The organism is Mesorhizobium zhangyense, from assembly GCF_011045115.1.
GTDB classification, from domain to species: domain Bacteria; phylum Pseudomonadota; class Alphaproteobacteria; order Rhizobiales; family Rhizobiaceae; genus Mesorhizobium_M; species Mesorhizobium_M zhangyense.
On the sequence record NZ_JAAKZG010000016.1, the window covers coordinates 88,421 to 112,039 of the forward strand.

At 58.7% G+C, this 23,619-nt stretch carries 21 protein-coding genes and 2 pseudogenes; 13 read left to right on the forward strand and 10 right to left on the reverse strand.

Translation table 11 applies throughout. The features are described from left to right. Positions 1 to 23: 23 nt before the first annotated feature. The 6 genes from G6N74_RS26035 to G6N74_RS26060 all read left to right on the forward strand — a co-directional run bounded on the left by G6N74_RS26035 (position 24) and on the right by G6N74_RS26060 (position 4,485). A complete protein-coding gene (locus tag G6N74_RS26035; RefSeq protein ID WP_165120904.1) occupies positions 24 to 917 on the forward strand; it encodes a branched-chain amino acid ABC transporter permease in 894 nt (297 codons plus the stop codon). Continuing rightward, the gene (locus G6N74_RS26040; protein WP_165120905.1) at positions 910 to 1,803 is read left to right on the forward strand and encodes a branched-chain amino acid ABC transporter permease; all 894 of its coding nucleotides are present in this window, start codon (positions 910 to 912) and stop codon (positions 1,801 to 1,803) included. Before G6N74_RS26035 ends, G6N74_RS26040 begins: the two co-directional genes overlap by 8 nt. Continuing rightward, a complete protein-coding gene (locus G6N74_RS26045; RefSeq protein WP_165120906.1) occupies positions 1,796 to 2,557 on the forward strand; it encodes an ABC transporter ATP-binding protein in 762 nt (253 codons plus the stop codon). Before G6N74_RS26040 ends, G6N74_RS26045 begins: the two co-directional genes overlap by 8 nt. Beyond that, positions 2,554 to 3,309, forward strand: a complete 756-nt coding sequence (locus G6N74_RS26050; RefSeq protein WP_165120907.1) for an ABC transporter ATP-binding protein — start codon at positions 2,554 to 2,556, stop codon at positions 3,307 to 3,309. Before G6N74_RS26045 ends, G6N74_RS26050 begins: the two co-directional genes overlap by 4 nt. Before the next feature lie 40 nt (positions 3,310 to 3,349). Beyond that, the gene (locus G6N74_RS26055) at positions 3,350 to 4,144 is read left to right on the forward strand and encodes a maleate cis-trans isomerase family protein (RefSeq protein ID WP_165120908.1); all 795 of its coding nucleotides are present in this window, start codon (positions 3,350 to 3,352) and stop codon (positions 4,142 to 4,144) included. A 176-nt stretch (positions 4,145 to 4,320) separates the two neighbouring features. Beyond that, the gene (locus tag G6N74_RS26060) at positions 4,321 to 4,485 is read left to right on the forward strand and encodes a hypothetical protein (RefSeq protein WP_246245952.1); all 165 of its coding nucleotides are present in this window, start codon (positions 4,321 to 4,323) and stop codon (positions 4,483 to 4,485) included. Between the two features lie 631 nt (positions 4,486 to 5,116). Here G6N74_RS26060 and G6N74_RS26070 read toward each other — a convergent pair. The 5 genes from G6N74_RS26070 to G6N74_RS26090 all read right to left on the reverse strand — a co-directional run bounded on the left by G6N74_RS26070 (position 5,117) and on the right by G6N74_RS26090 (position 10,891). Beyond that, a complete protein-coding gene (locus G6N74_RS26070; protein WP_165120909.1) occupies positions 5,117 to 6,193 on the reverse strand; it encodes an ABC transporter permease in 1,077 nt (358 codons plus the stop codon). Beyond that, positions 6,190 to 7,698 carry a sugar ABC transporter ATP-binding protein gene (locus G6N74_RS26075; protein ID WP_246245956.1) on the reverse strand — a complete coding sequence of 503 codons (1,509 nt, stop codon included), beginning with the start codon at positions 7,696 to 7,698 and terminating at the stop codon, positions 6,190 to 6,192. The genes G6N74_RS26070 and G6N74_RS26075 overlap by 4 nt, the downstream gene beginning before the upstream one ends. A 64-nt stretch (positions 7,699 to 7,762) precedes the next feature. After that, entirely contained in the window at positions 7,763 to 8,689 is a 927-nt protein-coding gene (locus tag G6N74_RS30935) for a sugar ABC transporter substrate-binding protein (protein ID WP_165120911.1), read from the reverse strand. After that, a complete protein-coding gene (locus tag G6N74_RS26085; RefSeq protein WP_165120912.1) occupies positions 8,658 to 9,890 on the reverse strand; it encodes a CapA family protein in 1,233 nt (410 codons plus the stop codon). Before G6N74_RS26085 ends, G6N74_RS30935 begins: the two co-directional genes overlap by 32 nt. Beyond that, a complete protein-coding gene (locus tag G6N74_RS26090; protein WP_165120913.1) occupies positions 9,869 to 10,891 on the reverse strand; it encodes an isopenicillin N synthase family dioxygenase in 1,023 nt (340 codons plus the stop codon). Before G6N74_RS26090 ends, G6N74_RS26085 begins: the two co-directional genes overlap by 22 nt. Before the next feature lie 152 nt (positions 10,892 to 11,043). Between G6N74_RS26090 and G6N74_RS26095 the strand changes: the two genes are divergently transcribed. The 4 genes from G6N74_RS26095 (at position 11,044) to G6N74_RS26110 (ending at position 14,330) form a co-directional block, all read left to right on the forward strand. Then, on the forward strand, positions 11,044 to 11,808 hold the full coding sequence (locus tag G6N74_RS26095) for a GntR family transcriptional regulator (protein WP_165120914.1): 765 nt from the start codon (positions 11,044 to 11,046) through the stop codon (positions 11,806 to 11,808). Positions 11,809 to 12,174: 366 nt separating this feature from the next. Then, a complete protein-coding gene (locus G6N74_RS26100; RefSeq protein WP_246245958.1) occupies positions 12,175 to 12,558 on the forward strand; it encodes a S8 family serine peptidase in 384 nt (127 codons plus the stop codon). Between the two features lie 387 nt (positions 12,559 to 12,945). Then, the gene (locus tag G6N74_RS26105; protein WP_165120915.1) at positions 12,946 to 13,386 is read left to right on the forward strand and encodes a VOC family protein; all 441 of its coding nucleotides are present in this window, start codon (positions 12,946 to 12,948) and stop codon (positions 13,384 to 13,386) included. Between the two features lie 293 nt (positions 13,387 to 13,679). Beyond that, positions 13,680 to 14,330: a LysE family translocator gene (locus G6N74_RS26110; protein WP_165120916.1), complete on the forward strand. Its 651-nt coding sequence runs from the start codon at positions 13,680 to 13,682 to the stop codon at positions 14,328 to 14,330. A 13-nt stretch (positions 14,331 to 14,343) separates the two neighbouring features. Here the strand turns inward: G6N74_RS26110 and G6N74_RS30940 are convergent. The 5 genes and pseudogenes from G6N74_RS30940 to G6N74_RS26130 form a co-directional block, all read right to left on the reverse strand. Then, positions 14,344 to 14,594: pseudogene (locus G6N74_RS30940) on the reverse strand (N-acetyltransferase); the annotation flags it as partial. A 31-nt stretch (positions 14,595 to 14,625) separates the two neighbouring features. Further along, complete coding sequence (locus G6N74_RS26115; RefSeq protein ID WP_376767757.1) at positions 14,626 to 15,420, reverse strand: DUF3313 domain-containing protein; 795 nt, start codon at positions 15,418 to 15,420, stop codon at positions 14,626 to 14,628. A 159-nt stretch (positions 15,421 to 15,579) separates the two neighbouring features. Next, the gene (locus tag G6N74_RS26120; protein WP_165120918.1) at positions 15,580 to 16,209 is read right to left on the reverse strand and encodes a methyltransferase family protein; all 630 of its coding nucleotides are present in this window, start codon (positions 16,207 to 16,209) and stop codon (positions 15,580 to 15,582) included. A gap of 103 nt (positions 16,210 to 16,312) precedes the next feature. Further along, positions 16,313 to 17,602 (reverse strand): HAMP domain-containing sensor histidine kinase, encoded by a 1,290-nt coding sequence (locus G6N74_RS26125; protein ID WP_165120919.1) that lies wholly within the window; start codon positions 17,600 to 17,602, stop codon positions 16,313 to 16,315. Between the two features lies 1 nt (position 17,603). After that, on the reverse strand, positions 17,604 to 18,290 hold the full coding sequence (locus G6N74_RS26130; RefSeq protein WP_165120920.1) for a response regulator: 687 nt from the start codon (positions 18,288 to 18,290) through the stop codon (positions 17,604 to 17,606). 382 nt (positions 18,291 to 18,672) lie between these two features. On the opposite strand from G6N74_RS26130, the pseudogene G6N74_RS26135 reads away from it, so the two are divergent. The 3 genes and pseudogenes from G6N74_RS26135 to G6N74_RS26145 form a co-directional block, all read left to right on the forward strand. After that, positions 18,673 to 19,754, forward strand: a pseudogene (locus G6N74_RS26135) (Tn3 family transposase); the annotation flags it as partial. Positions 19,755 to 20,217: 463 nt separating this feature from the next. Further along, positions 20,218 to 21,912: a calcium-binding protein gene (locus G6N74_RS26140; protein ID WP_165120921.1), complete on the forward strand. Its 1,695-nt coding sequence runs from the start codon at positions 20,218 to 20,220 to the stop codon at positions 21,910 to 21,912. Between the two features lie 282 nt (positions 21,913 to 22,194). Further along, a partial coding sequence (locus G6N74_RS26145) for a matrixin family metalloprotease (RefSeq protein WP_165120922.1) occupies positions 22,195 to 23,619 on the forward strand: 1,425 nt, incomplete at its 3' end.

Consider the following 23,619-nt stretch of genomic DNA (forward strand, 5'->3'; position numbering starts at 1 on the left):
AATTCCCCTTACGAGAAAAGAGCATGGTCCAGTTTGTCGTCGACGTCCTGATCCGCGCGGTCGACCTGGCGCTGATCGCCATCGGGTTGAGCAGCGTCTACTCGCTGATCCGCTTTCCCAATGTCGCACTTGTGCAATATGCGACGACCGGTGCATTGCTGGCGCTTGGCCTGCAGATGGCCGGCCTGCCTCTGGTGGTTGCGGCCATCGTCGCCTGCGCACTTGTCGGCATCATTGCGGTCGTGCTCAACGTCGTTGTTTTCGAGCGCCTGCTGCGCGCCGGCTCAGCCATAGCCATGATCGGCTCGCTCGCGCTGTCCATGGTGTTTTCGGCAATCTTCCTCGTCACTGCCGGCCCCAGGCCCAAGCGGTTCGAGCTGGAGATCAACCCGCCGTTGCGTTTCCTCGGCGCGCGGCTGACCGAACATCAGCTTATTTCAGTCGGCATCAGCGTGCTCGCCATCGCCGTCTTCGCGCTGATCCTCTTCCGCACAGACCTCGGCCGCTGCATGCGCGCCACCGCCACCAATTCCGTGCTCGCCAGCGCCACCGGCATCGACACCCGCAAGGTGACCAACACCGTCGTCTTCCTGTCGGGCGTGATGGCCGGCCTCGGCGGTATCGGCCTGTCGGTCAAGGGTGAGATGAGTGCGCAGCTCGGCCTCGACATGCTGCTGCCGGTGTTTGCCGCCGCCATCGTGGGCGGGCTTGGCAATGCGCTCGGGGCTGCCGTCGGCGCTGTCGTCATCGCAGCGGCGGAAACCATGGTCACCAACGTCAATTTCGGGCCGCTGTTTGGTGAGACCGTGCTGTTCATTCCCGCGGCATATGCGACCGCCGCGTCTTTCCTGCTGCTCGTCGTGGTGCTTTTGATCAAACCCTACGGCCTGTTCGTCGCCGAGGTGAAACGTGGTTGAGTTCCTTGTCCATGTCGCGATCATGGCCTGCCTCTACGGACTTTTGTCGCTCAGTCTAAATCTGCAGGTTGGCTTCGCCGGGCTGGTCAATTTCGGCCAGGTGATCCTGTTCGGTTGCGGCACCTATGGCGCAGCCATCGCTTTCTCGCATCAGTTGGGTCCGGTCGCCGGCATAGCGCTCGGCATTGTCTTCGCAGTCATTGTGGCCGCGGCCTTCGCCCGGCTCGGCCGCAATCTCGGTGCCGATTATTGGGGCATCGCCACGCTCGCAGTCGCCGAAGTGCTGCGTATCCTCGCCAATAACGAGGCCTGGCTGGCAGGCGGCGCGCAAGGCGTCGGTGGCATTCCTCTGCTGTTCGGCGATATGCCGCGCCCCATGGGTCCGCTGATGACGCTCGGCCTGTGCGTGGCCCTGTTGCTCGCCGCCTGGTGGCTGTGTCAGCGCCTGACGACCAGCCGCTACGGACTTGCACTCAAGCTGATGCGTGAGGAGCCGCAGCTCGCTGCCTCGCTCGGCTATGACCTTGCAGCGCTCAAGACGCAGACGCTGATGGTAGCAGCCGTTCTAGCCGCAGCCTCGGGCTTCGTCTTCGCCCACTACATCACTTTCGTCGGCCCCGACCAGCTGGTCAGCTCCGAGACCTTCCTGATCTGGGCGATGGTCATCATCGGCGGCTCGGGCAACCATCTCGGCGCCATCGTCGGCGCGATCCTGATGCAGTTCCTGTTCGCTTTCGTGCCCTTTGTGAAGGACGCGCTCGGTCTGCCATCGGAACATGTCGCAGCGATGCGCCTGACGCTCGTCGGCGGCGGCCTGCTCGCCTTCCTGATATGGCGCACGCAGGGCCTGATCCCTGAACATGTCGGAGGCAAGCAAAATGGCTGATGCTGTCCTGACCGCCGAGCGCGTCGCCAAGGCTTTTGGAGCTCACAAGGTGCTGAGCGACGTTCGCTTTCGCATCGGCACCGACGAGATCGTCGGCCTGCTCGGACCGAACGGCTCGGGCAAGTCGACCTTGCTCAACATCGTCTCGGGCTTTTCGCACTCCGATGCCGGCGAAATCCTTTTCCTCGGCAATAGTATCGCCGGCATGCCTTCGCACAAGATCGCCCGCCAGGGTCTGGTCCGCACCTTCCAGCTGCCGTCGATGCCCCACCGCATGACCGTGCGCGAGGTATTATGCGCCGGATCGCGTGACGGGGCAGGGCTACTTGACGCCTTCAGCGGGAAGGGCGGCGATGACGCCGAGGCAGACGAACTGATCGAACAGTTTGCGCTCGCACCCGTCGCCCATCTGCCAGCAAGCTCGCTTTCGGGTGGGCAGAAGAAACTGCTTTCCATCGCCGTGGCATTGCGCACCCAGCCGAAGCTTCTCTGCCTCGACGAGCCGACGGCAGGCGTCCATCCGCAGTTGCGCGGCCGCATGGTCGAGCTGCTCAAGGCGTTCAGCAAGCGCGGTGTCGCCATGTTGGTGGTCGAACATGACATGCATTTCATCCGCGAGCTGTGCGGTCGCTGCATCGTGCTCGACCGAGGCGAAATCATCGCCGATTGCGCCCCGCGCGAGCTCACCAAAAACGAGCGTGTGGTCGAGGCCTATCTCGGCAAGTCGGTGGCAAGGCAGAAGGTGTCGGCATGATCAGCGTCAACAATGTGCGTGCCGGCTATGGCGATGGTCCCGACATTCTCCAGGGTATTAACCTCAACGCTGCGGGCGGCGAGATCGTCACCATCCTCGGCCCCAACGGTTGCGGCAAGTCCACCCTGCTTAAGTGCATCGCCGGTTTCGTCCGGCCGCGCGGCGGCGCTGTGGAGATGGAAGGGTGTGACGTAAGCGCCGTTCCCGTGCACGACAAAATACGCCATCATCTCATGGGCTTCGTGCCGCAGACCGACAATGTATTCTCGACGCTTTCGGTCGCCGACAACATCATGCTCGGCGCCCGTTATATGCCGGCCGCCGAGCGCAATGCCCGCTATGCCGAGCTGATGGCGCAATATCCGTCGCTTGCCTCCAAGCAGGAGCGAAAGGCCTCGGCTCTTTCGGGAGGCGAGCGCCAGATTCTGTCGCTGGCTCGCGCGCTGATCTCCAAACCCAGGGTGCTTTTGCTCGACGAGCCGTCGGCCGGCCTGTCGCCGATGATGATGCATGAGGTGTTCGCGGCGATCGCCGAAATCCGTGACCGCACCGGCATGTGCATCGTCACGGTCGAGCAGAACGCTTTCGAGGCGCTCGGCGTCGCCGATCGGGCCTACGTGCTTTCCCTCGGCAAGGTGGCGATCGAGGGCAGGGCCGCCGACCTGCTCGCCGACCCGGCGATGCGCCATCTCTATCTCGGCGGCAAGCCTCCGGTCGTCGAGAGCCGCCCTCCATTTGCGGCCGTCAACTGACGGAACACATGCCCGAGACACTCCAGATGAAGGGTAGACCATGACAATTGCAATACAATCGGCTGGCCGAGCCGATCTCGTCTCTAATATCGAGAACATTCCTTTTGAGACTGACGAAGGCATCGGTCGTACCGCCAATCTCGGCTTGCTGGTCCTGCGCACGGATCAAACCATCGAAGACGAATTCCGTTTTGCCCTGCCTGAAGGGGTGGCACTCTATGGGGCACGACTGCACTCTCCGGTCGAGATCACGCCTGACAACCTGCGCAAGATGGAGGCCGAGATCCCGGGTGCGGTGGGCCTGCTGCCTGACGTTTGCTTCGACGTTATAGGCTTCGGCTGTACCTCGGGTGCGCTTGTGATCGGGGAGAGCCAGGTTGCAAGGCGGGTCAGGGAAGTAATGCCGGGGGTGAAAGTCACCGATCCGGTGACAGCTGCACGCGCGGCTTTCAATGCGTTGGGAGCAAAGCGTGTTGCATTGCTCACCCCCTACATTGCCACCATCAATCATTCATTGCGCGATGCCTTCATGGCACGAGGGCTGGAGATACCGGTGATGGGTTCGTTCAACGAGCCGGATGACAACCTCGTTGCGCGCATAACCACGACCGCAATTGAGAAGGCGATCCTCGACGTGGGCGCGTCCGATGAGTGCGATGCGGTGTTTGTCTCCTGCACCAGCCTGCGCGTCGCCCGCATCGCTGAAAGCGTCGAAGCCCGGCTCGGAAAACCGGTCACCTCAAGCAATCACGCCATGGCTTGGCACATGCTGCGTCTCGGTGGCTACGACAAATCGATCGCGAGTCTCGGCAAGCTCTATAGAACGGCCTTGTAGAAGACATTGAGACGCAGCATCTACCAAGCTACCGTGGCTTAGCGGAATCGGATTGGTTACGCTTGCGAAAAGGAGGAAACGCATCGACGACATTATGAAGAAGCGTGTGGATGCGGTGGTGGAAACGGCCAAGCGCACCGGGCTCATTGGCGAGAAGAGCGGGCGGATCGCGGGTCGTGTCCGTCCTACTGGTCGAAGAGGCTAAAAAGCCGACAGGTCTGCAATCCCACACCGATCTCCTCGAGTTCGCTCTTGCGAATGTCGCTCTCAAGGGCGACTTCTCCGACGCATTCAGAAAGCTCAAAGGTACGGTCGATCCGACGCTCGATCTCGAGTTTTGATCTTGACTGAATTCGATTTTTGGCCGGCCCCACTGGGTGGTCCGGTTTGAATGTTAGTGGATGCCTGTTGGTGGCGCTATCTCGGCGTGGCCGGGGTGGCTGATACTGAACGCGAAGCCAGCCAGATAGCTCCCGGCGCTGGTGGTCTGTAGCCCAAGGATGAGTGCGGCCGGACTGTACGCCGCCTACGCTAATTCGCCTGATGCTGGACGAAGCGTTGAGCTGGGACCGCATCGATCATCTGACGGCAGGGTAGGACGTCATTCTAGACTCGGCATGTGGCTCGGGGTATTCCTCGTCGAGGCGTACAAACGCTTGGTGCTTCATTGGCGCAGCCGCAACGATTGTCCTTATCGGCCGAGATCTGGAGGCGAATGACGCAACTGGTGCATTTGCATTGGACTTAGTGCAAGCGATCGCGAAGCTCTTCATAAAGAAAGGTATCAGGAAGTATGTCGACTTATAGGCGGAGGTAACAGTAGGCTCGCCGGCCAAAGTCGCATAACTTGCAGAAAGGCATTCAATTGCACATCTGCGGTCTCCCTCTGATCCGGGCCGGATTTTCGTGATCGTGGTGACCAAAAGCTGTCCTTCACCCGAATCGGGGCAAACGTTTATTCTCGAGCAGTCGTCAATTGTGTTCGTTGGCATTGCGACGCTGCTCCTTGACCAATCGCCGATGCGAGGTGCGTGAACGCAGCAGATTGCCGAAAGCATCGAGGCTTGCCGCGAAGACAAGAGCAAGGCCGCTGGCGACGAGCTGGACGAAGGGGGGCACGTTCAAAAGAGTCAGGCCGTTATCCAGCACCCCGAGGAAAAGCCACGCGGTGATGACGCCGAAAACGCGTCCGCGTCCACCGGCGAAAGCGACGCCACCGAGGAGGACGATGGTCAATACCTGCATTTCAAGCTGCAGACCGAGTGAGCCGGGGGAGGCCCCATCGAGGCGCCCGGCCAGAAGGATACCGGCGAGACCCGCCGCCGCACCCGTGGCAATGTGCAGGCTAAGCAGCAGCGAACGCACTGGTAGGGCGGCAAGGAAGGCAGCCTGCCGATTGATGCCGACGGCATAAATGTACCGACCCCATATGGTGGTGGACGTGACAAGCGCGACCGCTCCGAAGGCAAGAACGACAGCCCATAGCAAGACCGGTATGCCCAACAAATCGCCGTTTCCGATCCAGAAGAAAGTCTCGCCCAATCCGTAGACTTCAGTTGAGTTGAAAAGGAGCGTCACACCGCGCAGGAGCGCCAGCATGCCGAGCGTCACAATGATCGCGTTGAAACCCAGAACACCGCAAAGCAGGCCGTTAATGACGCCTATTCCGGCTCCGGTGGCGATTCCTGCTGCCACCGCCATTCCCGCCGACAGACCAAAATTGGTGATGGAAAGCGCTGTCACCATACCGGACAGGCCAATGTTTGAGCCGACCGATAAATCGACATTTCCCGAGATGACCAGAAGCGTCATGGCTGCGGCCACAACCCCGACGGCTGCGTAGTTCGTCACGATGACCTCGAAGTTCGACAACGTAAAAAAGGCGCTGCTCTGCGAGGAGAACACCAGCATCATCACAACCAGAGCGACTACAAGGATGTTGGTGACCACGGTGTCGTTGCTGATGGAAAACTGCCGGCCTTTTACCGATGGATTGTTTAAAGCTGGGGGGGCTGCTCGCGTGTCGTTTGTTCCGGTCAAAAGGGTCATGCTGCGTCCCGCTGTTCGGATTCAAGTTTATGGGCGAGGACGATGAGCGTGGTCTCCTGCACGTTGTCGCCTTTCAGGAAACCTGCTGGGCGACCGCCGGAAAGTACCAGAACGCGATCGGCGATCTGGATCAGTTCTTCGGGTTCTGAGGACGTGACGATCAGGGCGGTATCGCCTTTGGCCGCGATCCCTCGTAGCGCGTCGTAAATGTCCTTACGCGCGCCGACGTCGACGCCCTGTGTTGGTTCATCCAGCATTAGTAGGCGACATTGGGCCAGCTCATTGATCCAGCGGCCGATCGCCAGCTTCTGCTGATTGCCGCCGGAAAAGCGCCGCACCTCGAGATCGCTTCGCAGCGGCGTCAAATTGAGATCGCTCGCGGTCCGCGCAAAAACTTTGGCTTCGCGGCGGAACGAGCGCAGGCCACAGCGCGCGCTCGCATCGAACCGGGAAAGTAGCAGATTGTCAGCTGCCGTCATGCCCGAGATTATGCTCTTGCGTAGCCGGTCGGCGGGAACCAGGGCGATGCCAGCTCTTACCGCGTCTGTCGGACTTCGCGGACGGTACTCTTCATCGCCGAACCAGATTCGACCTTCCTCCATCGGCACAGCACCGAAGATGGTTTCGAGCAGTTCCGTCCGGCCTGAGCCGACCAAGCCGTAGACGCCAAGGATTTCGCCCTTCTTCACGGAGAAAGTGATCGGACCTATGCGCGGCGCAAGCAGGCCGTCCACCAGAACGGCTTCGGCGACGCCGGAGAGATCACGCTCCTGGCCACGGCGTCTGTCGATGGCATTGCCGACGATTGCCTGCACAATCTGATCGTGGCTTAGTTCTGTCACCGGGCCGCTCAGCACAATCTCTCCACCACGCAGGACGGAGACGCGATCAGCGAGCGCGAAGACTTCGCTCAGGCGATGGGTGACATAAAGAATCGGCAGGTTGCCGTTTTTCAAGCCGATGAGCTGCCGGCCGAGATTTTCCGCCTCCCGCTCGGAAAGCGCGGCTGTCGGCTCGTCGAGAATGAGAACGGCCGGTTCGGCCCTGAGCGCGCGGATGATAGAGATCATCTGCAATTCGGCATTCCCGAGATCAGCGGGATCTGCGCTCGGATCAAGGTCGATGCCAAGGAGTTCGAGCCAGCGTTTTGTTTCGCGCCGTTGCGCCCGTCTGCGCACAAAAGGTCCAAAGCGCATTTCCTCGCCAAGGAAAACATTGTCGGTGACATCGAGGCTAAGCGCCAATGACAGTTCCTGCTGAACGACGGAAATGCCGGCAGCCTTCGCCGTGCGCGGTGTCAATGACGCATGAGAGGTGCCAGCTACTTCGATGGTACCGGAATCGGGTGGAACCGCCCCGCAGATGCATTTGATGAGCGTCGACTTTCCCGCACCGTTGGCACCGAGAAGGGCGTGGATCTCGCCGTCCCGGACATCGAGATCGACGCCCTTCAGTACCGGTACGCCACCATAACTCTTGACGAGATTCCTGACAGCAAAGGCCATGAGCTGCTCCTTGAACTGGTTCGCGTACGGAAGGCGGCTAAAGCGCCGCCTTCCAAATTGGCCATCAGAGCGCGCCTTGTTCCTTGAGATAGTCGGCGGCTTTTGGTGAACCTTCTGTGACGAGTTCGAGCGGCACGATGGTATCACCCGTGTTCTCACCCTTGAGGAGCCTGTCCGCTGTCGTGACAATGGCGTCGCCCACTCCCTTCAGGGGAATGGCCATGGAAGCGCGATAAACGGTTCCACCATCCTTGAGCAGTGTCAGAGCCGGAATGGTGCCGTCCATGCCCCCGATGAAGCCGTTGGGATCGGCCTTGTCCTTGCCCGAGGCAACCCAGGCTTTGTAGGCGCCTTCGGTCGCCGGATCCTCGATGCCGAGGATGACGTTGACGTCCGGATTTGCCTGAAGAATGGCGCGCGTGACATTCAGCCCATCGGACGGATTGATCGCATCCTGTTCGGCGACGATCTCGACATCCGGCACTTTGGCGAGCAGACCATCCTTGATGCCTTTGCCGCGAAGTTGGCCCCAGGAGGCTTTCTGATAGCCGAGGATAGCGACCTTGGCCTTGCCGCCCAACTTTTCAGCTATCCATTGACCTGCATATTCGCCGAGGCGACGGCCATCGTCATATTGCGCGTATCCGACGGTCGCATCCTGGTTCTTGAGAGTTTCGCCATAAGTAATCCATTTGATGCCGGCCTCGCGCGCCTGCTTGGCGATCGACTCAAAGACGGCCGGTTGCGGCGTCACGCAGACGATGACCGGAACTTTTTGCTGGATCCAGGTCTTCAGCGTGTTGATCTGCTTGTTCATGTCGGCGCCTGGATCGTCGACGACGACCTTGTAGCCCATTTCGGCGCCCTTGGCCCTGGACTGGTTGAGCGAGGTCGTTACCGCTCCGATGGTGGAGGAATTCGGAAAACTGATGGCGATGATCTTCTCTTCTGCCAGAGCTTCACGCATTGAGAGTGGTACAAGCACCAGCATTATCGCAGTTCCGGCAAGAACAGCGCGACGCGGTATTGGGTTTTGACGAAATTTCCTGAAAATGGTCATGTTCGTTCCTCTGGTTGTTTTTTGGGCTGTCTTTTTTGTCGATGGGGCATTCGGTGCAGTCTGGCTGGAAAACCAACCGGTCGCCTTCGACGCTGACAGCCGCACCGAAGGGTTTAGAAAGCCGAGCAAGACGTTCGGCGATCCCTTTGAAAATATCGCCTTTCGCCAGTGTAGGCAGGCGCTCGGAATTGAGTGTGGTGGGGAAAGCCTCGATGGCGGCGACGCCGTGGCGACCGACCGTCAGCCGGGCGACATAGCCATCGGGTGACATTTCCTGCCAGAGCGCTTTCGCCGCATCAGACGCCGGCAGGAAAACCTGCTGCCCGATAAAGGTTCCGAGGCCGAACAGAACCGGCCTGCCGCGATAAAACCCGACGGCGTGGATGGCGTGCGGATGGTGGCCGTGAACAACATCCGCGCCCGCCTCGATCAGTGCCTTTGCTAGCGGCCATTGGTACTCGGCGAGCGTTTCGCCGGAGCCAAAACCCCAGTGAATACTGGCGACAAGTAGATCGCATACTGACTTCGCTTGCCGTACAGCCTCTGTTGCGAAGACTAGATCAGCCTCTCGCGCCCTGGTGCGGATTTTCACGACAGATGGATCGCCAGGCTCCTCCATCTGGTACCAGGGATCGATTTCATAGGCGGTTTCTATACGGATCGCGGCAATGCCTGCTCGGTCGGCCGCTGCCGCCATGCCTGTTGGTGTCAGGCATGAAAAGGCAATCACGGCGATGTGCATACCGCCATTTTCGACGATGAAAGGTTGCGCTGCTTCTGCGAGATTGCGTCCGGCGCCGACAACGCTGACGCCGCTGATCTCGACAAGTTTCCTGGTGGCTAACAGGCCCTCGACGCCATAGTCGACGCTGTGATTGTTCGCCACGGTGACAATATCGAGACCAATACCTGGCAGGTCCCGCGCGATTGCCGGATCGGCTTTGATGTTCATGAGTTTTTCAAGCGGTGTGCCGCCTTCGACGAGCGCTATCTCGAAATTGCCGATGGTGACATCGGCTTTGCTCAACAAGCCGTAGACCGCGGCCGTGTCCACTCCCGGCGTGTGGAGGCGTCGGGTGGGGATGATGTCCGCCGTCAGGGCCAGATGGATCATTTCTTTGTCGCCATCCATTTGCGCGTCCAGTGCTCGCCATAGGTGAAGCTGTCATATTTCTTGGGCCTGTCGCGACCGTGGCAGGAGGACAGCGTTTCTATGGCAGCGTCGTAGTTCGGCTGGTGGAAGAAGACGACCGAATGACGCCGCGCGGTGTTGGCGACATCGCGAGGCGGATTGACAACGCGGTGAAGCGTTGAGACCCACCGGTCGTTGGTCCACATCTGCATGACATCGCCGATATTGATTACGTAGGAACCTGGCTCAGGCACGACATCGACCCAGTAGCCGTCGCGATGCTGTGCCTGGAGACCGCCAGCCGACTGGTCAGACATCAGGATCGTCAGAGTGCCGTAATCGGTGTGAGCACCGGCGCGGACCTGACCGGGTTCCGGCTGTTCCGCCTGCTCTGGATAACAAATGATCCGCAACGCGCTCATGTTACGGTCGAGCTTGTCGAAGAAGAAGTCCTCCGGCAGGTCGAGCGCCAACGCAAACAGACCCATCAGATCATTGGCGAGCCTGTTGATGCGCCGGTAGTAGGTTTTCATCGTCTCCTCGAAACCATCCGGAGTTCCGGGCCAGAGGTTCGGATGGAAATGATTACCTGCTTCCGGGCGTTCGTAATATTCATCACCGGGGACATCGACTGGTCCCATGTCGATCATTTCCTTCAGATCGCCTGGCGACCCCATGCCGAGGCCTGCCGATAGACTTTCACCCTTGACCGGGGTGTAGCCTCGACTGATCGCAGGATCGGGCTGGCGGATTTTTATCTTCTCGTCGACCGGCAAGCGGAAGAATTCCGATGCTATGGAATAAGTACGATCGATGAGGCCCTGTTCCACACCATGCCCGACGATAATGAAGAAACCGATCTCCTCGCACGCCTTGTTGATTTCGCGCGCGACCTTCAATCGGTCATCCGGCGATCCTTCCAGATAAGGACTGATGTTGATGACGGGTATCGAGACCAGTTGATCTCCGGAATTTTTGAGTTTTGCAGCACTGGCAGTCATGACGCTCTCCCATTCATATCGATGGAATGCCAAGCAAGAGACGTGCCAGAATCACAAAGTATAGCAAAATCAGTATCTTAATAATTTTCGCAATATCAATGCGCATTATGTTGACGAAAATACGAGGATTGTTGACAATTTGAGATTAGAAAATGCGCAATCAAGGCCGTGATTTTCAGCAGCTCCAGAAGACACAACGCCAAATGAAATTAGCTCGACATAAGGCTTCCGAAGAAGATGCCGATCCCTCGATCGAGGAAATGTTGGCGGGGCAGGTGCGTCGTCACATATTGAGTGGACGGCTTCCACCCGGCACGAAGCTGGGAGAGGAGATGCTAACGGAAGTCTTTGCGGTCAATCGCTCGCGCATTCGACGCGTGCTGCAAATTCTTGCCTTTGACAGGCTCGTCGAGCTGAAGGCCAATCGCGGCGCGTTCATAGCCAGCCCTTCGATCAAGGAAGCACGCGACGTGTTCGAGGCGCGCCGGGTTATCGAGCGTGTGACAACCGAGATCGTCGCGCGCACGATCTTGACGCCGCAGTTGATAGAACTCGGACGGATCGTCGAAAAGCAACGTGACGCAAGCGTCCAGGGTGAAAGCAGGGAGGTCATTGGGCTTGCCGGTGATTTCCATCGCTATCTCTGCGGCCTGGCTCATAACACCGCGCTGGCGCAGGTACTCGAACCTCTTATCCTGCGAACTGCGCTCATTATTGCTCTTTACGGCACCTCCCAGGCTGCGGTGACCATGTATGAACATCATGCCCGGCTTCTTCAGCTTATCGAGAGCGGCAAAAGTCTGGAGGCTGCCCGCGCAATGGAGCAGTGCCTTTATGTTCTCGAAAGTACGCTTGACTTGCGCGAGCGACATAGGCGCGAGCCGGATTTGAAGTCTCTTCTCACGATGATTTCATAGTGTCGTGCGCTTCGATCGCCAGCGGCATTCTTCCAGTATCTTGACAATGCTGAACATATGAGATGCCTACCTAGTTGGCAAACAACTTCAGATTCACCGGGCGGATACCCAAGAATTGCGATGCCTGCATCGTCTTCCATTTCTTTCCCAGAACGAAACAGAAAGTCGCCAAAGACGCAAATTTGATCAGGCAGATCCGGAGATCTACAAATCTCTGCTTGCAAGCATCTTATCAATCGGCATCGACGTTGGTGCGTGGATCATTTTTCAACGGTTGCCGATAGGCAGGCGAGATCGCCAACGACATGATCTTCGCGCAATGCCCAGCAAACATAATGCCAGCCGCCGTCACGGCGAACCATTTGCCTGGCGAGCACAACGGAAGACGACACGCCGCATGACGGGGCACCGACCTCGTGGTCGAGCGAGATCGATCAACTCGCGTCAGGCGCTTCTGGATTGCAGAAACGCCAGCGGCTCATTTTGGTGTCGGCGGCAAACAGCGACCAGAACGCCTTCATCGGTGGCAATTATCTCGCCGTCTCCGATCATCCGGACAATGAGTTGGAATCGCCGGCGCAGGCATGGAATGCAATCAGCGTCGGCGCCTATACGCAGAAGGTCACCATGCCGCCGGGAGAGCCGGGCGCTTGCGCCGCCCCCGTGCACCTCGAGCTGGCAATCCTACTGGCCGATCAAGCCAGACCGGATGGTGAAAGCGAAGAGCATCCCCGATCCCCAAAATCTTAATGCGCGTTTTGCGCTGATCGTCGAAATCGATGCTGGCACTGTTCCGGCCGAGCTCTACGCCGAGGTGCAGGCCGCTATCGCCAACATGGCAGCGGCCGTGGTGGCCGTCTAAGCCGCAATCAAGTGCTTGCGTATGATGGAGAAGAGGCTAAGCGGCGGCAGAAGGACTGATGCGCGATCACTCCTTCTTTGTCTTTTCCAACCTCATTTCTCGCCACTTACCTTTAGAGCCTATCCGAGAATAGGGGTTTAGTGATCGGGCACCGTACTGCGTCTCATAGGAGCGCTGCTGGTCGTGGCCGGTGTCATGCAGGGGCCAAGCCTTTGGCGAATGATGCAATCGGCCACGCAGCTTTCCACCCAACATTGATCGACCGGAGAAGCATCATGAACGATCAAGACAAAATCTCCGCGCCCGAGTATTCGCTGGGCGGTAACGTCGTCCCGACGCAAGTGCGCATCGCCAGGCCGACAGACAAACTCAAGGACGTCATTACATTTTATCGCGACGGTCTGGGCCTGCCGGAACTAGCGCGCTTCGAAGGTCATGCCGGCTACGACGGCATCATGCTCGGCCTGCCCGGCAAGGCCGTGCATCTCGAGTTCACCAACCACGCGGACGGATGTCCGTGCCCTGCGCCGGGTCTCGACAATCTGCTCGTTCTCTACATCACCGAGACAGACGCCTATGACAGCCTCAATCGACGCATGCAGCAGATGGGCCACGCACCCGTGGAACCGGAGAACCCATACTGGCTCGAACGCAGCTTCACCTACCAGGATCCCGACGGCTGGCGGGTGGTGATCTGCCGCGAAACCAGCATTTGACGGCGGCGCCACTTCACTGCGTCGACCTGCGTTCAGGCCTCGATGTCGCAATCCGACATTTCCAGCAACGTGGCGAGGTCACATCAGTGCCATTTGACAGGAGGGTGCGCGCTTGCTGATACAGATGATGGACGTCCCGTCTGACAAAGCCCTGTCGCTGTAGCGCCAGGGCCACCTAAAGGTTGCCAAAGAGCTCGACCGCGAAACTTTCGGCGACAACGCCGCAAGTTAATATCGCCTTGGACGCAGTCCGATGCTATCGCTGTTGTAGTAGGAAACGGGGCAAGACAATCATGGATTTGGCAATTCCCAGCGCAACGAACCTCAGCCTGTTCGTCAGCGCCACACTGGTGCTGCTTCTCGTGCCGGGACCGGCAGTTCTTTACATCTTCGCGCGCTCGGTCGAGCAGGGCCGTTCTGCCGGCCTCGTTTCGATCCTTGGCATCCATACGGCCACGCTTGTTCATGTCGCCGCCGCCGCTGTGGGATTGTCGGCGCTCCTGGCATCGTCCGCGCTCGCCTTCAGCGTAGTGAAGTATGCTGGCGCGGCATACCTGATTTGGCTGGGCCTCAAGAAGCTTTTCGGCCCGTCAGACATTCCCGACGTCGAGGGTGGTTTACCAACACGTAGCCGCATGCGTCTCTTTCGTGAGGGCTTTATCGTCAATCTCCTCAATCCGAAGACAGCGCTGTTCTTCCTGGCTTTCCTGCCGCAGTTCGTTGAGGTCAACCGTGGCCATGTGGCAACGCAGATCGCTTTTCTCGGGCTTGTTTACACAGCGATTGGCGTTCTGACGGACAGCTCCTACGCACTTGCTGCCGGCACGGCCGGCAAGTGGCTGAAGCGCAGTCCTGGCTATCTCAAGGCTGAACGCTGGGTCAGCGGTTTCGTCTACATCGGCCTTGGCTTGACGGCTGCTTTTGCGGGTAATCATAAGAAATAGACCCGTCAGAGCCTTAGGAAAAAGCAACTCGGCTCGATCGGTTGGGCGAGGTGGCGTCGATTTGGTCATCGAGTCGTCTGGCTGACCGGAGGTGCGGTTCAAAATCCACATGGAGCCACTCGCAGCCGGTTTGTTTCGCCAAATCAACCGCCTCCACTTTCAATCCTTTTGAATGCCCTAACGTTGGAAAGCAGGTGGCACCATTGTGTCCAGAACAAATGCGTGGCCCCCTCCATCCCACGCGACGTTAACGAACCTAACCAGTGCCGCTTCTAGCGACATATATTCTCTGTCGCTATTGGGAGACTGCGGCACCCTTGTCGGTCCAGGTGGGCGGCAGGCCAAATCGGGCGGCGACGAGTCCCGAAATGCCGGGAGCCGTTCCGAACGCCTTGCAGGCGTCGTATTTTGGATCGCCACCGAGCGAGGCCCACAGTTTTTGCGTCGATGGTATCGCCGGCATTCCCTTGAACGGGTCCTTGCCCTTGACCAGCATGCGGCTGAAGTCCGCGGCGAAGGCCGAAGAGAGGGAGTAGGCATCTCCGACGGCGGACACTCTAGCTCTCGTCGTAATCATGTTCGCACCGCGAGACCAGAGCATGGATGCTTTCTGCGAACCCTCCTTGTCGACCGCCTCGGCCTCGATGGCCAGGCCGCCGAGGCCGATCGGAAGGCGCGGGATTGGAACCCCGAGCCCTGCCACCGTGCCGCCGAGCGACGCAACGACGGAACCCGCCGCTGCCGTACGATTGGTCGCAACGATGTTTGTCACCGTCGCGTGGACGGTGAGGTCCGCCGGCTGGCTCGTGACCACGATCTTGAAGCGATCGCTAAGGTCGGTGCAGAGCGCCCGATCGATCACGTTGGTGATGAGCGCCAGGTCGTCGGGATCGAAGCCACCGCTGCCGATCTGCGTTGAGGTTGGCACAATGCGCACCGTCTGCGCGGCGAGCACCGGCGCCGGATCCACACGCAATTTTGCTTTCGTGAGAGTGCCGCCCGATGGGCTCATTCCGGCGTAGGAGCCCAGCGACGTGCCCTCGCGCAAGGGCACACTCGTGCAGGCGGACAGCCATGACAACAGGGCCATGCAGAGCACTGCTTGCGGCCGCATTTCAAGTCGTCGAAGCTTCAAGATCATTGTCAAATCGCCTGAACCGGGATCATGGGTTCAGGTTTTACCGGCCCCAGCGTTAATGGCGGTAAAGGCAGTGTAAAGTTCGGTAAAACTTGCGATCGGCAGCAACTATCAAAAGAGCTGCAACAACGGCTTGAGGAGTTTTGCAAGTTGCAACGATTCGATCAGTTCGGACCCGGGGATTGCCAGGAGAAAGCAGGAACTGTCGATAGCAGTACGCTTCAGCACAACCGGGTTGAACGTCAAGGACAACTGATGCGCGACGTCGCCGGCGCTTCGCCGGAGGCGAGGGAAGAAGGCGGGAACCTTGTGGCAATATTCCCGGTAAGCGTCGCCGAAAAGCCCGTCCAGAGCAGTCGATTCGCGGGCTGAGACGTAAGCGAATACCAGATATCCAAACAAAAAGTAGAAGGCTGCAATCGCGAGTGACCCAAAAGTCAGGCCGATGCCGGCAAGCCCTAGGGAAGAAAAGAAATACAACGGATTGCGGGTGTATTTGTAAGGGCCGTTCGTGATGAGTTCTCGGTTCTTGCGTCCGCCTATATACAGCGATGCCCAGCACCGCCCCGCGACACATAGGATGATAAATGCCGAACCCATAAATTCCATGCCTTGGCGAGGAAGGGTCTCCGACGGCCAGGCGCTCTGCGACAATAGGATTGGCGTCAAAAGCAAGGGGACGGCCAGCCAGAGGAACCTCATCCTCTTGCCCTGCTGAAACACCGCCGTGGTCACCGACATTGGTCCACTCTCTCGCATTTGAAGAACCGGGATCAGGGTTCAGCTTTAGCGATGCCAGCGTTAATGGCCGTAAAGGCAGTGTAAAGTTGGGTAAAACTTGCGATCAGCCGTGATCGTTCGCCGGACTGTGCATCGCTGGCTGCCGGGGAATTTCCAGCATGATGACCAAGCCGCCGGCGTCCGGCAGCGACGCGTATACTCGCCCGCCATGGCACTCGACGGCCTGTCTGGCGATCGCAAGGCCAAGACCGTACCCGCCTTTCGGCGCCGCGTCGTTACCGCGGGAGAACGGCTGGAAGACTCGTTCGAGTTCGTCTCGCCTGACGCCCGGCCCCTGATCTGCGACGCACACCGTGAGGAGGTCGCCTGTCGTCTCGCATTGCACGGTGATTTGGGAATGTTCGGCAGTGTATTTGACCGCATTGCGAATGACGTTTTCCAGCGCCCGGTAAATCAGCTCGCCATCGACCTCCGCAAGGAAGCTGTCGTCAACATTGGTGGTGATCGAAACCTCGCGTGCCTGGGCTTCAAACGCTGCGTCGCCCAGGATTTCGTTCAGGAGATCGATGACATCCAGCGTCTGCGTCTTCAGCGGGAGACGGGAACCGGCTGTCAGCCTGGCGAGGGTCAGCACTTCGCCGACCAGCGCATCGAGCCGTTCAACCTCCCGGTCCATGCGGTCCAGCATGGCATCGAGTTTCGCCGGGTTCTGCCGAAGGACACCCCCAACAGCCTGCAGGCGTGACAGCGGGGAGCGCAGTTCATGGGACACGTCGTGGAAAAGTCTCTGTTGTGCATCCTGCAGCTCCTGCAACCGCGCGGCGCTGGAATCGAAATCGTGCGCGAGCGCAGAGACCTCGTCATTCCGACCTGCCATCTTGTGCCCGATGCGGGCGTCGAAACGACCGCGGGCGAGGGCGTTCAGGCCGTCGCGAAGGTGTGCAACAGGACGAATAAGATACAGGGCGAGCGCGGCCGCCGATATCGCGCTTGAAATCAGAATACCGAACCCCGGTACGAACGGACCGAGTGTGTCGAGAATGACATTGTATTGCTGAGGCGCCGAGATCCGGTAGCAAATCCCGTCCTTCAGGACGGTTCTCGTCTCCGCCGTGCTCCTTTCAGTGCATGCGCTGGAATCCGCGATCCTGGAGATCGTGAGGCCTACAGGCACCGTGTCCTCGCTTATGCCGGCAAGGCGCCGGGCGGCATCTTCACCGTCCTTGACAAGTACGTTTTCAATCAGTTCGAGGACGACTTCCCGCTTCTGATGTTCCAGTTTCGAAGCGGAAGGAAGCGTCTCAAAGAAGTCGAGCGTCAGGAGTATAATCGCGACGGACGCGGCAAGCGTCAGCCAGGTTATGACGAAGAACTTCGTAAACAGTCGAGGCATGTCAGTCCAAAAGAAGTTGATAGCCCTGGCCGCGGACAGACTTAATCCGTGACTGTCCATCTTGCCTGAGGCCGAGCTTCTGACGCACGCTGCTGATATGGACATCGATGCGGCGATCGAACGGGGTCAGCGGCTTTCCAAAAGCCCGTTTCGAGATGTCTTGCTTCGATATCAACTGGCCGGCATTGCGAGCGAGAACTTCGAGCAGGCTGAACTCAGTGCCGGTAAGCTCCAGCGGCTGTCCATCCCATTCGGCGGTTCTATTGCCTGGATGAACCACCAGCCGCCCGGCTCTCAGCGTGTCGGTGGCTGCGCCGGCAGCAGGCTGGTTCGCACGGCGAAGGATCGCGCGCACCCTGGCTGCGAGTTCTCCTGGCGAACAGGGTTTCGTCACATAGTCGTCGGCACCGAGGTTCAGACCGGATATCCGGTCGATGTCATCGCCTCTCGCCGTCAGCATCAGCACGGGAACCTGGCTCAGCTTCCTGATCCTTTGCAGGATCTCGATCCCGTTCATTCGGGGCATCATGATATCGAGCACGATCAGGTCCACCGCGTTGCGCGCGGCGGCGGCGATCGCCGTGCCACCGTCCGTGCCTGTCGCAACGTCATAGCCTTCTTCGACCAGGTATTCCTGCAGCAGCGTCGTCAACTCGACATCGTCGTCGATGAGGAGGACTTTGTTCATTCCACTCCGTCCGTCATTCATGCCGCCCATCCATAAGGCACAAACGCGCGCGGGCGGCGGTATTTTACCCAGCTTAACACAATTTGACTGCGCTTAACGTTCACCAGGCTAGCATGGACAGGCGACACCGGTCGCGTTCAGCCGTTTCGCGGCCCACGACGTTCTGCGGAACGAACCGATAGTGGGTCAAGTCCATCACAACAGCCTCGCTCTCCGTCCGAGCACGGCAGCCGTGGAGGTGGTCGGCAGGGAACAGTTGCGACTGCCCCACCTTGAACAGTCGGCATGGATCCGCCGCACTCGAACTGACCCAGCATTGCCTTGCTGACTCCTGTCTGCTGCGGTCCGATTTGTCAGGCTTGGCGTTGCGCGGTTTACCTTTGGTCGACGCGCTCACCAGATAGGCTGGATGCGCACCTTCCACGCTCGGTCGGAGACCTATCGCGCGGCGCAAGCATGTATCACCGATGCACATACCCGCCATCCGCATTCTCGACTGTGGGGCAACGGAACAACGTCATCGTCCGATGGCCAATTCTTCCGAGCAAGCGACCGCGCCGCAAAGCGCGGCGACATCAATCTGCATTACGGCAGCGAACCCGGATCGAAATTCTACAGCCATCTTTCCGATCAGTATGGCTACTTCAGCATTCTGCCCATCAGTCCGACCGAAAGCGAGGCGGCCTATGTGCTCGATGGGCTGTTCGATCAGGACACGGTCCTCGACGTCCGGGAACACTTCACCGATACGGGCGGTGCAAGCGACCATGTCTTCGGATTGTTCGCCCTGATCGGCAAACGCTTCGCGCCTCGGCTGGGCAACCTCAAGGACCGAAAATTCCACACATTCGAGAAAGGCGATGCATATCCGGCGCTGTCGACCACATCGGCGCGCCGATCAACACCACTCTGGTTCTCGATCATTGGGACGATCTGCTCCATCTGGCGGCGTCGATCACGACGCGATCCGTGGTGCCGTCCGCGATCCTGAAGAAGCTGTCAGCATCACCGAAGGAAAGCCAGCTGGCAAAAGCGCTACGGGAACTTGACCGGATCGAGCGATCGCTGTTCATGATCGAATGGTACTCGAGTCCATCGCTGCGCCGGCGTTGCCAGGCCGGCCTCAACAAGGGCGAAGCTGCGCATAAACTGAAGCGCGCTGTCTTCTTCCACGAGCGCGGCGAAATCCGCGACCGTTCATTCGAAAGCCAGGCGTTCCGCGCCTCCGGCCTCAATCTCGTCGTTAGCGCAATCGTGCATTGGAATACGGTCTATATCCAACGGGCCGTCACCCACTTGCGCAAAATGCACCGCGAGATTCCGGATCATCTGCTCAAGCACATCTCCCCGCTGAGCTGGAAACACATCAATCTGACCGGCATCTACACCTGGGATGCAGAACATCAGATGCCTGAAGGCTTCCGGTCGCTCAGACTTCCGGGTCGGTTACGCCACGCCGCATGACGTTCATGCTCCGTTCGACCTTAGCTTGTCGCTGGGAACAGTTCTTGTTCCGACCCCATGGAGCATCAGACCGAGGATCGTGCCATCAGAACGGCGAAGGGACTGGCTGGGAAGCATGCAGGCGTAGTCGCTTGGAGCCGGGAGGCAAATCCGACCGTCGGAGAGTACGGCGAGCCAACGACGCTGTTTATGGCTGGCGACGTGCCGGATATGGAATGAGATAGCCAAAACTTATGCTTCCCATCGCCGCGCCGCGTAATTGTGGGCGCAGTATTCCAATTAGGTAGAATTATCCTGTTGCGTGTATCGGGGAGAGTATGCAATCTGCCCGTGCTCAGAAGTACGTGGGCCTCATCCAAGCCGCCAATGGCGTGAGGCAGTTCATCCGGCCTGGGCTCTTTGCGCGAATTCTGCACTTCGCGCGAAGAGCTTTTGGATTCGATGAAGCTGCCAAGGAGCTGAGATGGTCACGATACCGAGCAATTCATATCTCGCTGAGTGGAACCCGCTAACCACGGATGGCTATGCCAGCGGTGAAATAGTTGATTTCGACGGTGAAGCCTGGGTCAGGCTCGACTTGATCGCTGGGGTTCCCTACTACCTCTATGCCGTCAGCCAAGGGAGTTTCGACACCAACCAGACCAAATTTGAGGTCTATTCGGCATCGGGAACCCTCCTGAAGTCTTCGTCAGGCGGTTTTCTTTCTGGCGGTTCGGCCAACATCGCGGCTCTGCCTGCGGACCAAACGGTATTTGTACGCATCACCAACACTGCCGGGGCGCCAACTGCTTTTGACCTCTATATCGAAAGCTCCGAGGGCTGGAGCCCTAGTTTCTATACTGCGGACCCAACCGTCCACGAGATAACCGCGACAGGACGCTTCGGTTTCGGCCCTGCATCCAACGCCGTAACGGTTGCTGCCGGCGTGACGGGAACCCAGATTTGGGGCGGCTTCGGTGACGACAAGATTACTGGAAACGACTCTGTCGATCAGCTTTTCGGCGGCCAGGGCCACGACATTCTCAACGGCCAAGGGGGAACTGACGAACTCTGGGGTGGCGCCGGCAACGATACGATAAGCGGCGGATGGGGGAACGATCGCATTTGGGGCGGAGATGGTGCCGATCGAATTTCCGGTGGAGGCGATAGCGACACGATCCGCGGCGGAGCTGGGAACGATTACATTTCCGGGGACGACGGCATCGATTACCTTTACGGGGATACTGGTGACGACCGCATCCTCGGTGGAGCAGGAAATGATATTCTGGATGGCGCTGCCGGCAAGGACACCTTGATCGGCGGTCTCGGTGACGACATTTATGTCGTCTCCTCGGCAGGAGACACGATCGTTGAAGCGGCGGGCGAAGGCGCTGACACCGTTCGCTCCTACATTACATGGACGCTAGGCGAGAATATCGAGCGGCTTGAACTGCTCGGGACCGGCAATATTAACGGTATCGGCAATTCGCTTGCCAACACTCTGACTGGCAATGCCAGAAGTAATACCCTCAACGGGGGACTCGGCAACGACACGATGAGCGGCGGTCTAGGCAATGACATCTATATCGTTTCCTCCACCGGCGATCGCGCCATCGAAGGTGCCAATCAAGGCACCGATACGGTGCGCTCCTATATCGACTGGACCTTGGGTGCCAACCTCGAACGCCTCGAGCTCATGGGAACGGGCAATCTCACTGGCAATGGCAACACGCTCAACAACACCCTCGTAGGCAATTCGGGAAACAATGCTCTGCGCGGTGGCGCCGGCAACGATACTCTGAACGGTGGCACCGGCAACGATAAACTGTTCGGCGGTGTCGGCACGGATATGCTGACCGGTGGCGTCGGCAGCGACACCTTCGTTTTCGATACACCGCTCGGTTCGACCAACATAGACAAGATCACCGACTACAATGTCGCGCAGGACACGATCCAGCTTGAGAATTCGGTTTTCACCGGCCTAGCGAATGGCTGGCTTTCGGCGGGCGCCTTTCACACCGGCAGCGCCGCCCACGATTCAACCGACCGGATTATCTACAACAAAACAACCGGCGACCTGTATTTCGACAAGGACGGGCTCGGTGGAGCGGCGGCAACGAAATTCGCCACGCTCTCGCCGGGACTGGCCATGACGGCCGGAGAGTTTCTCATCGTCTGAAGTAGAAAACGAAAAAGCCGACAAAGGCCTCTAAGGCCGTTTCCACCGAGCGGTTGCCTCCGGCCGAGCTGCCTAATTGGGACAGAGACAGCAAATTGGAGGTTGTTAGCCCCAAACCTCGGGACATCGAAATCGGCAAAGGTCGTAGTGCAGAATGCCGGGAATGTTCACCGGCATTTGGCATCATGAAATCCTCTAGGCGCTCACTCCCCATCTGGGAGTGGTGAACCGATCGGTTCATGGTTATTGATTGCAAAATAACATGCCGAACCGGGGGTAATCTTGGCTGACTATACATTGTCTGGCCCGAAGTGGGGGTCTTCAAGCAACTATGGCACTTCGGGCGGTCAGGTGACCTGGAGCTTCGCCACAGCCAATTACTCCGGCCAGCCCTATCAATGGGATTCTCAGATTTCCACAGAAGCCGACAAGGCAGCGATCCGCCTGGCGTTCGCGAAATGGGAGTCCGTCTGCAACATCGACTTTGTGGAAGTGTCGGATTCGTCCGATGTGGACGTTCGGCTCGGCTGGGACGCTATCGACGGGCCGAGCAATACGGTCGGTCAATGTTATTATCAAACTCTCGACAACTCAATTGTGGATGCCGATATTCGCTTTGACACGGCGGAAAGTTGGACCAATTCCGCAACTGGATCAGGCACCTACCTCTACGCAGTTGCACTTCATGAAATTGGTCATGCCCTGGGTCTCGACCATTATGACGGCGCTCCCGTGATCATGAACGCCTTCACAGGTGTCGATGATCTGGCCCAGGGCGATATTGATGGCGTTCGCACCCTCTACGGCTATGTCACGTCGGCATATTACGGGACTGGGTCAAACGAGAAGTTCGACCTGCATGGCCTTACAAGCGCGCTGACGATCCGCGGCGGTGGAGGCGACGATTTTTTATGGAGCGGGATCGGCGGCGACACGCTCTACGGCAATGCTGGCAGAGATATTGTCGTCGGTAATTCTGGTGCTGATGTAATCTACGGCGATGACGACGCAAGTTCGCCAACCGGTGGAAATGATCAATTGCTAGGCAATTATGGCAATGATCGGATTTATGGAGGTGGGGGTAACGACTACATCCACGGCGAATGGGACAACGATAATCTGAATGGCGGCAGTGGCGCCGATTTGATTTATGGCGGCTTCGGCTCCGACATCCTTAGTGGCGGGGATGGAGATGATATCCTTTGGGGTGGAACAAGCTCCAGCCTGCAGGGAAACTGGTTCGGGTCAGCGATATCGTTGACGCGAAACGGTGTGACTGGGGCGGCGATCAGTGAAGCGTGGACCATTGCCGGTGAGATTCAAGACACAGATGCCAGCAATGACAACCTTTCAGGCGGCAGCGGCAACGATCGTCTTTACGGTGGTGCGGGCACGGACGTTCTGAATGGAGATGCCGGCAACGACACACTGGATGGCGGCACCGGCAACGACACCATGACCGGCGGAACCGGCAACGACATTTACATCGTCTCATCGACCGGAGACCGGACGATTGAATATGCCGGCCAGGGCACGGACATCGTCCGAGCCTTCACGCATTGGACATTGGCAGCGAATATCGAACGCCTGGAGCTTCAAGGCAGCGCCAATCTTGTCGGAACAGGCAACAGCCTGAACAACACGATCGTCGGCAACAGCGGGGCAAACACGCTACGGGGTGCAGCGGGCCACGATTACTTGACCGGT

Coding starts and splice junctions, on each gene's coding strand:
- G6N74_RS26055 (WP_165120908.1), top strand. CDS start 3,350: ATGACAATTGCAATACAATCGGCTGGCCGAGCCGATCTCGTCTCTAAT.
- G6N74_RS26095 (WP_165120914.1), top strand. CDS start 11,044: ATGCGCAATCAAGGCCGTGATTTTCAGCAGCTCCAGAAGACACAACGC.
- G6N74_RS26140 (WP_165120921.1), top strand. CDS start 20,218: ATGGTCACGATACCGAGCAATTCATATCTCGCTGAGTGGAACCCGCTA.
- G6N74_RS26130 (WP_165120920.1), bottom strand. CDS start 18,290: ATGAACAAAGTCCTCCTCATCGACGACGATGTCGAGTTGACGACGCTG.
- G6N74_RS26045 (WP_165120906.1), top strand. CDS start 1,796: ATGGCTGATGCTGTCCTGACCGCCGAGCGCGTCGCCAAGGCTTTTGGA.
- G6N74_RS26105 (WP_165120915.1), top strand. CDS start 12,946: ATGAACGATCAAGACAAAATCTCCGCGCCCGAGTATTCGCTGGGCGGT.
- G6N74_RS26070 (WP_165120909.1), bottom strand. CDS start 6,193: ATGACCCTTTTGACCGGAACAAACGACACGCGAGCAGCCCCCCCAGCT.
- G6N74_RS26050 (WP_165120907.1), top strand. CDS start 2,554: ATGATCAGCGTCAACAATGTGCGTGCCGGCTATGGCGATGGTCCCGAC.
- G6N74_RS26075 (WP_246245956.1), bottom strand. CDS start 7,698: ATGGCCTTTGCTGTCAGGAATCTCGTCAAGAGTTATGGTGGCGTACCG.
- G6N74_RS26125 (WP_165120919.1), bottom strand. CDS start 17,602: ATGCCTCGACTGTTTACGAAGTTCTTCGTCATAACCTGGCTGACGCTT.
- G6N74_RS26110 (WP_165120916.1), top strand. CDS start 13,680: ATGGATTTGGCAATTCCCAGCGCAACGAACCTCAGCCTGTTCGTCAGC.
- G6N74_RS26115 (WP_376767757.1), bottom strand. CDS start 15,420: ATGGCCCTGTTGTCATGGCTGTCCGCCTGCACGAGTGTGCCCTTGCGC.
- G6N74_RS26085 (WP_165120912.1), bottom strand. CDS start 9,890: ATGGATGGCGACAAAGAAATGATCCATCTGGCCCTGACGGCGGACATC.
- G6N74_RS26120 (WP_165120918.1), bottom strand. CDS start 16,209: ATGTCGGTGACCACGGCGGTGTTTCAGCAGGGCAAGAGGATGAGGTTC.
- G6N74_RS26035 (WP_165120904.1), top strand. CDS start 24: ATGGTCCAGTTTGTCGTCGACGTCCTGATCCGCGCGGTCGACCTGGCG.
- G6N74_RS26090 (WP_165120913.1), bottom strand. CDS start 10,891: ATGACTGCCAGTGCTGCAAAACTCAAAAATTCCGGAGATCAACTGGTC.
- G6N74_RS30935 (WP_165120911.1), bottom strand. CDS start 8,689: ATGCTGGTGCTTGTACCACTCTCAATGCGTGAAGCTCTGGCAGAAGAG.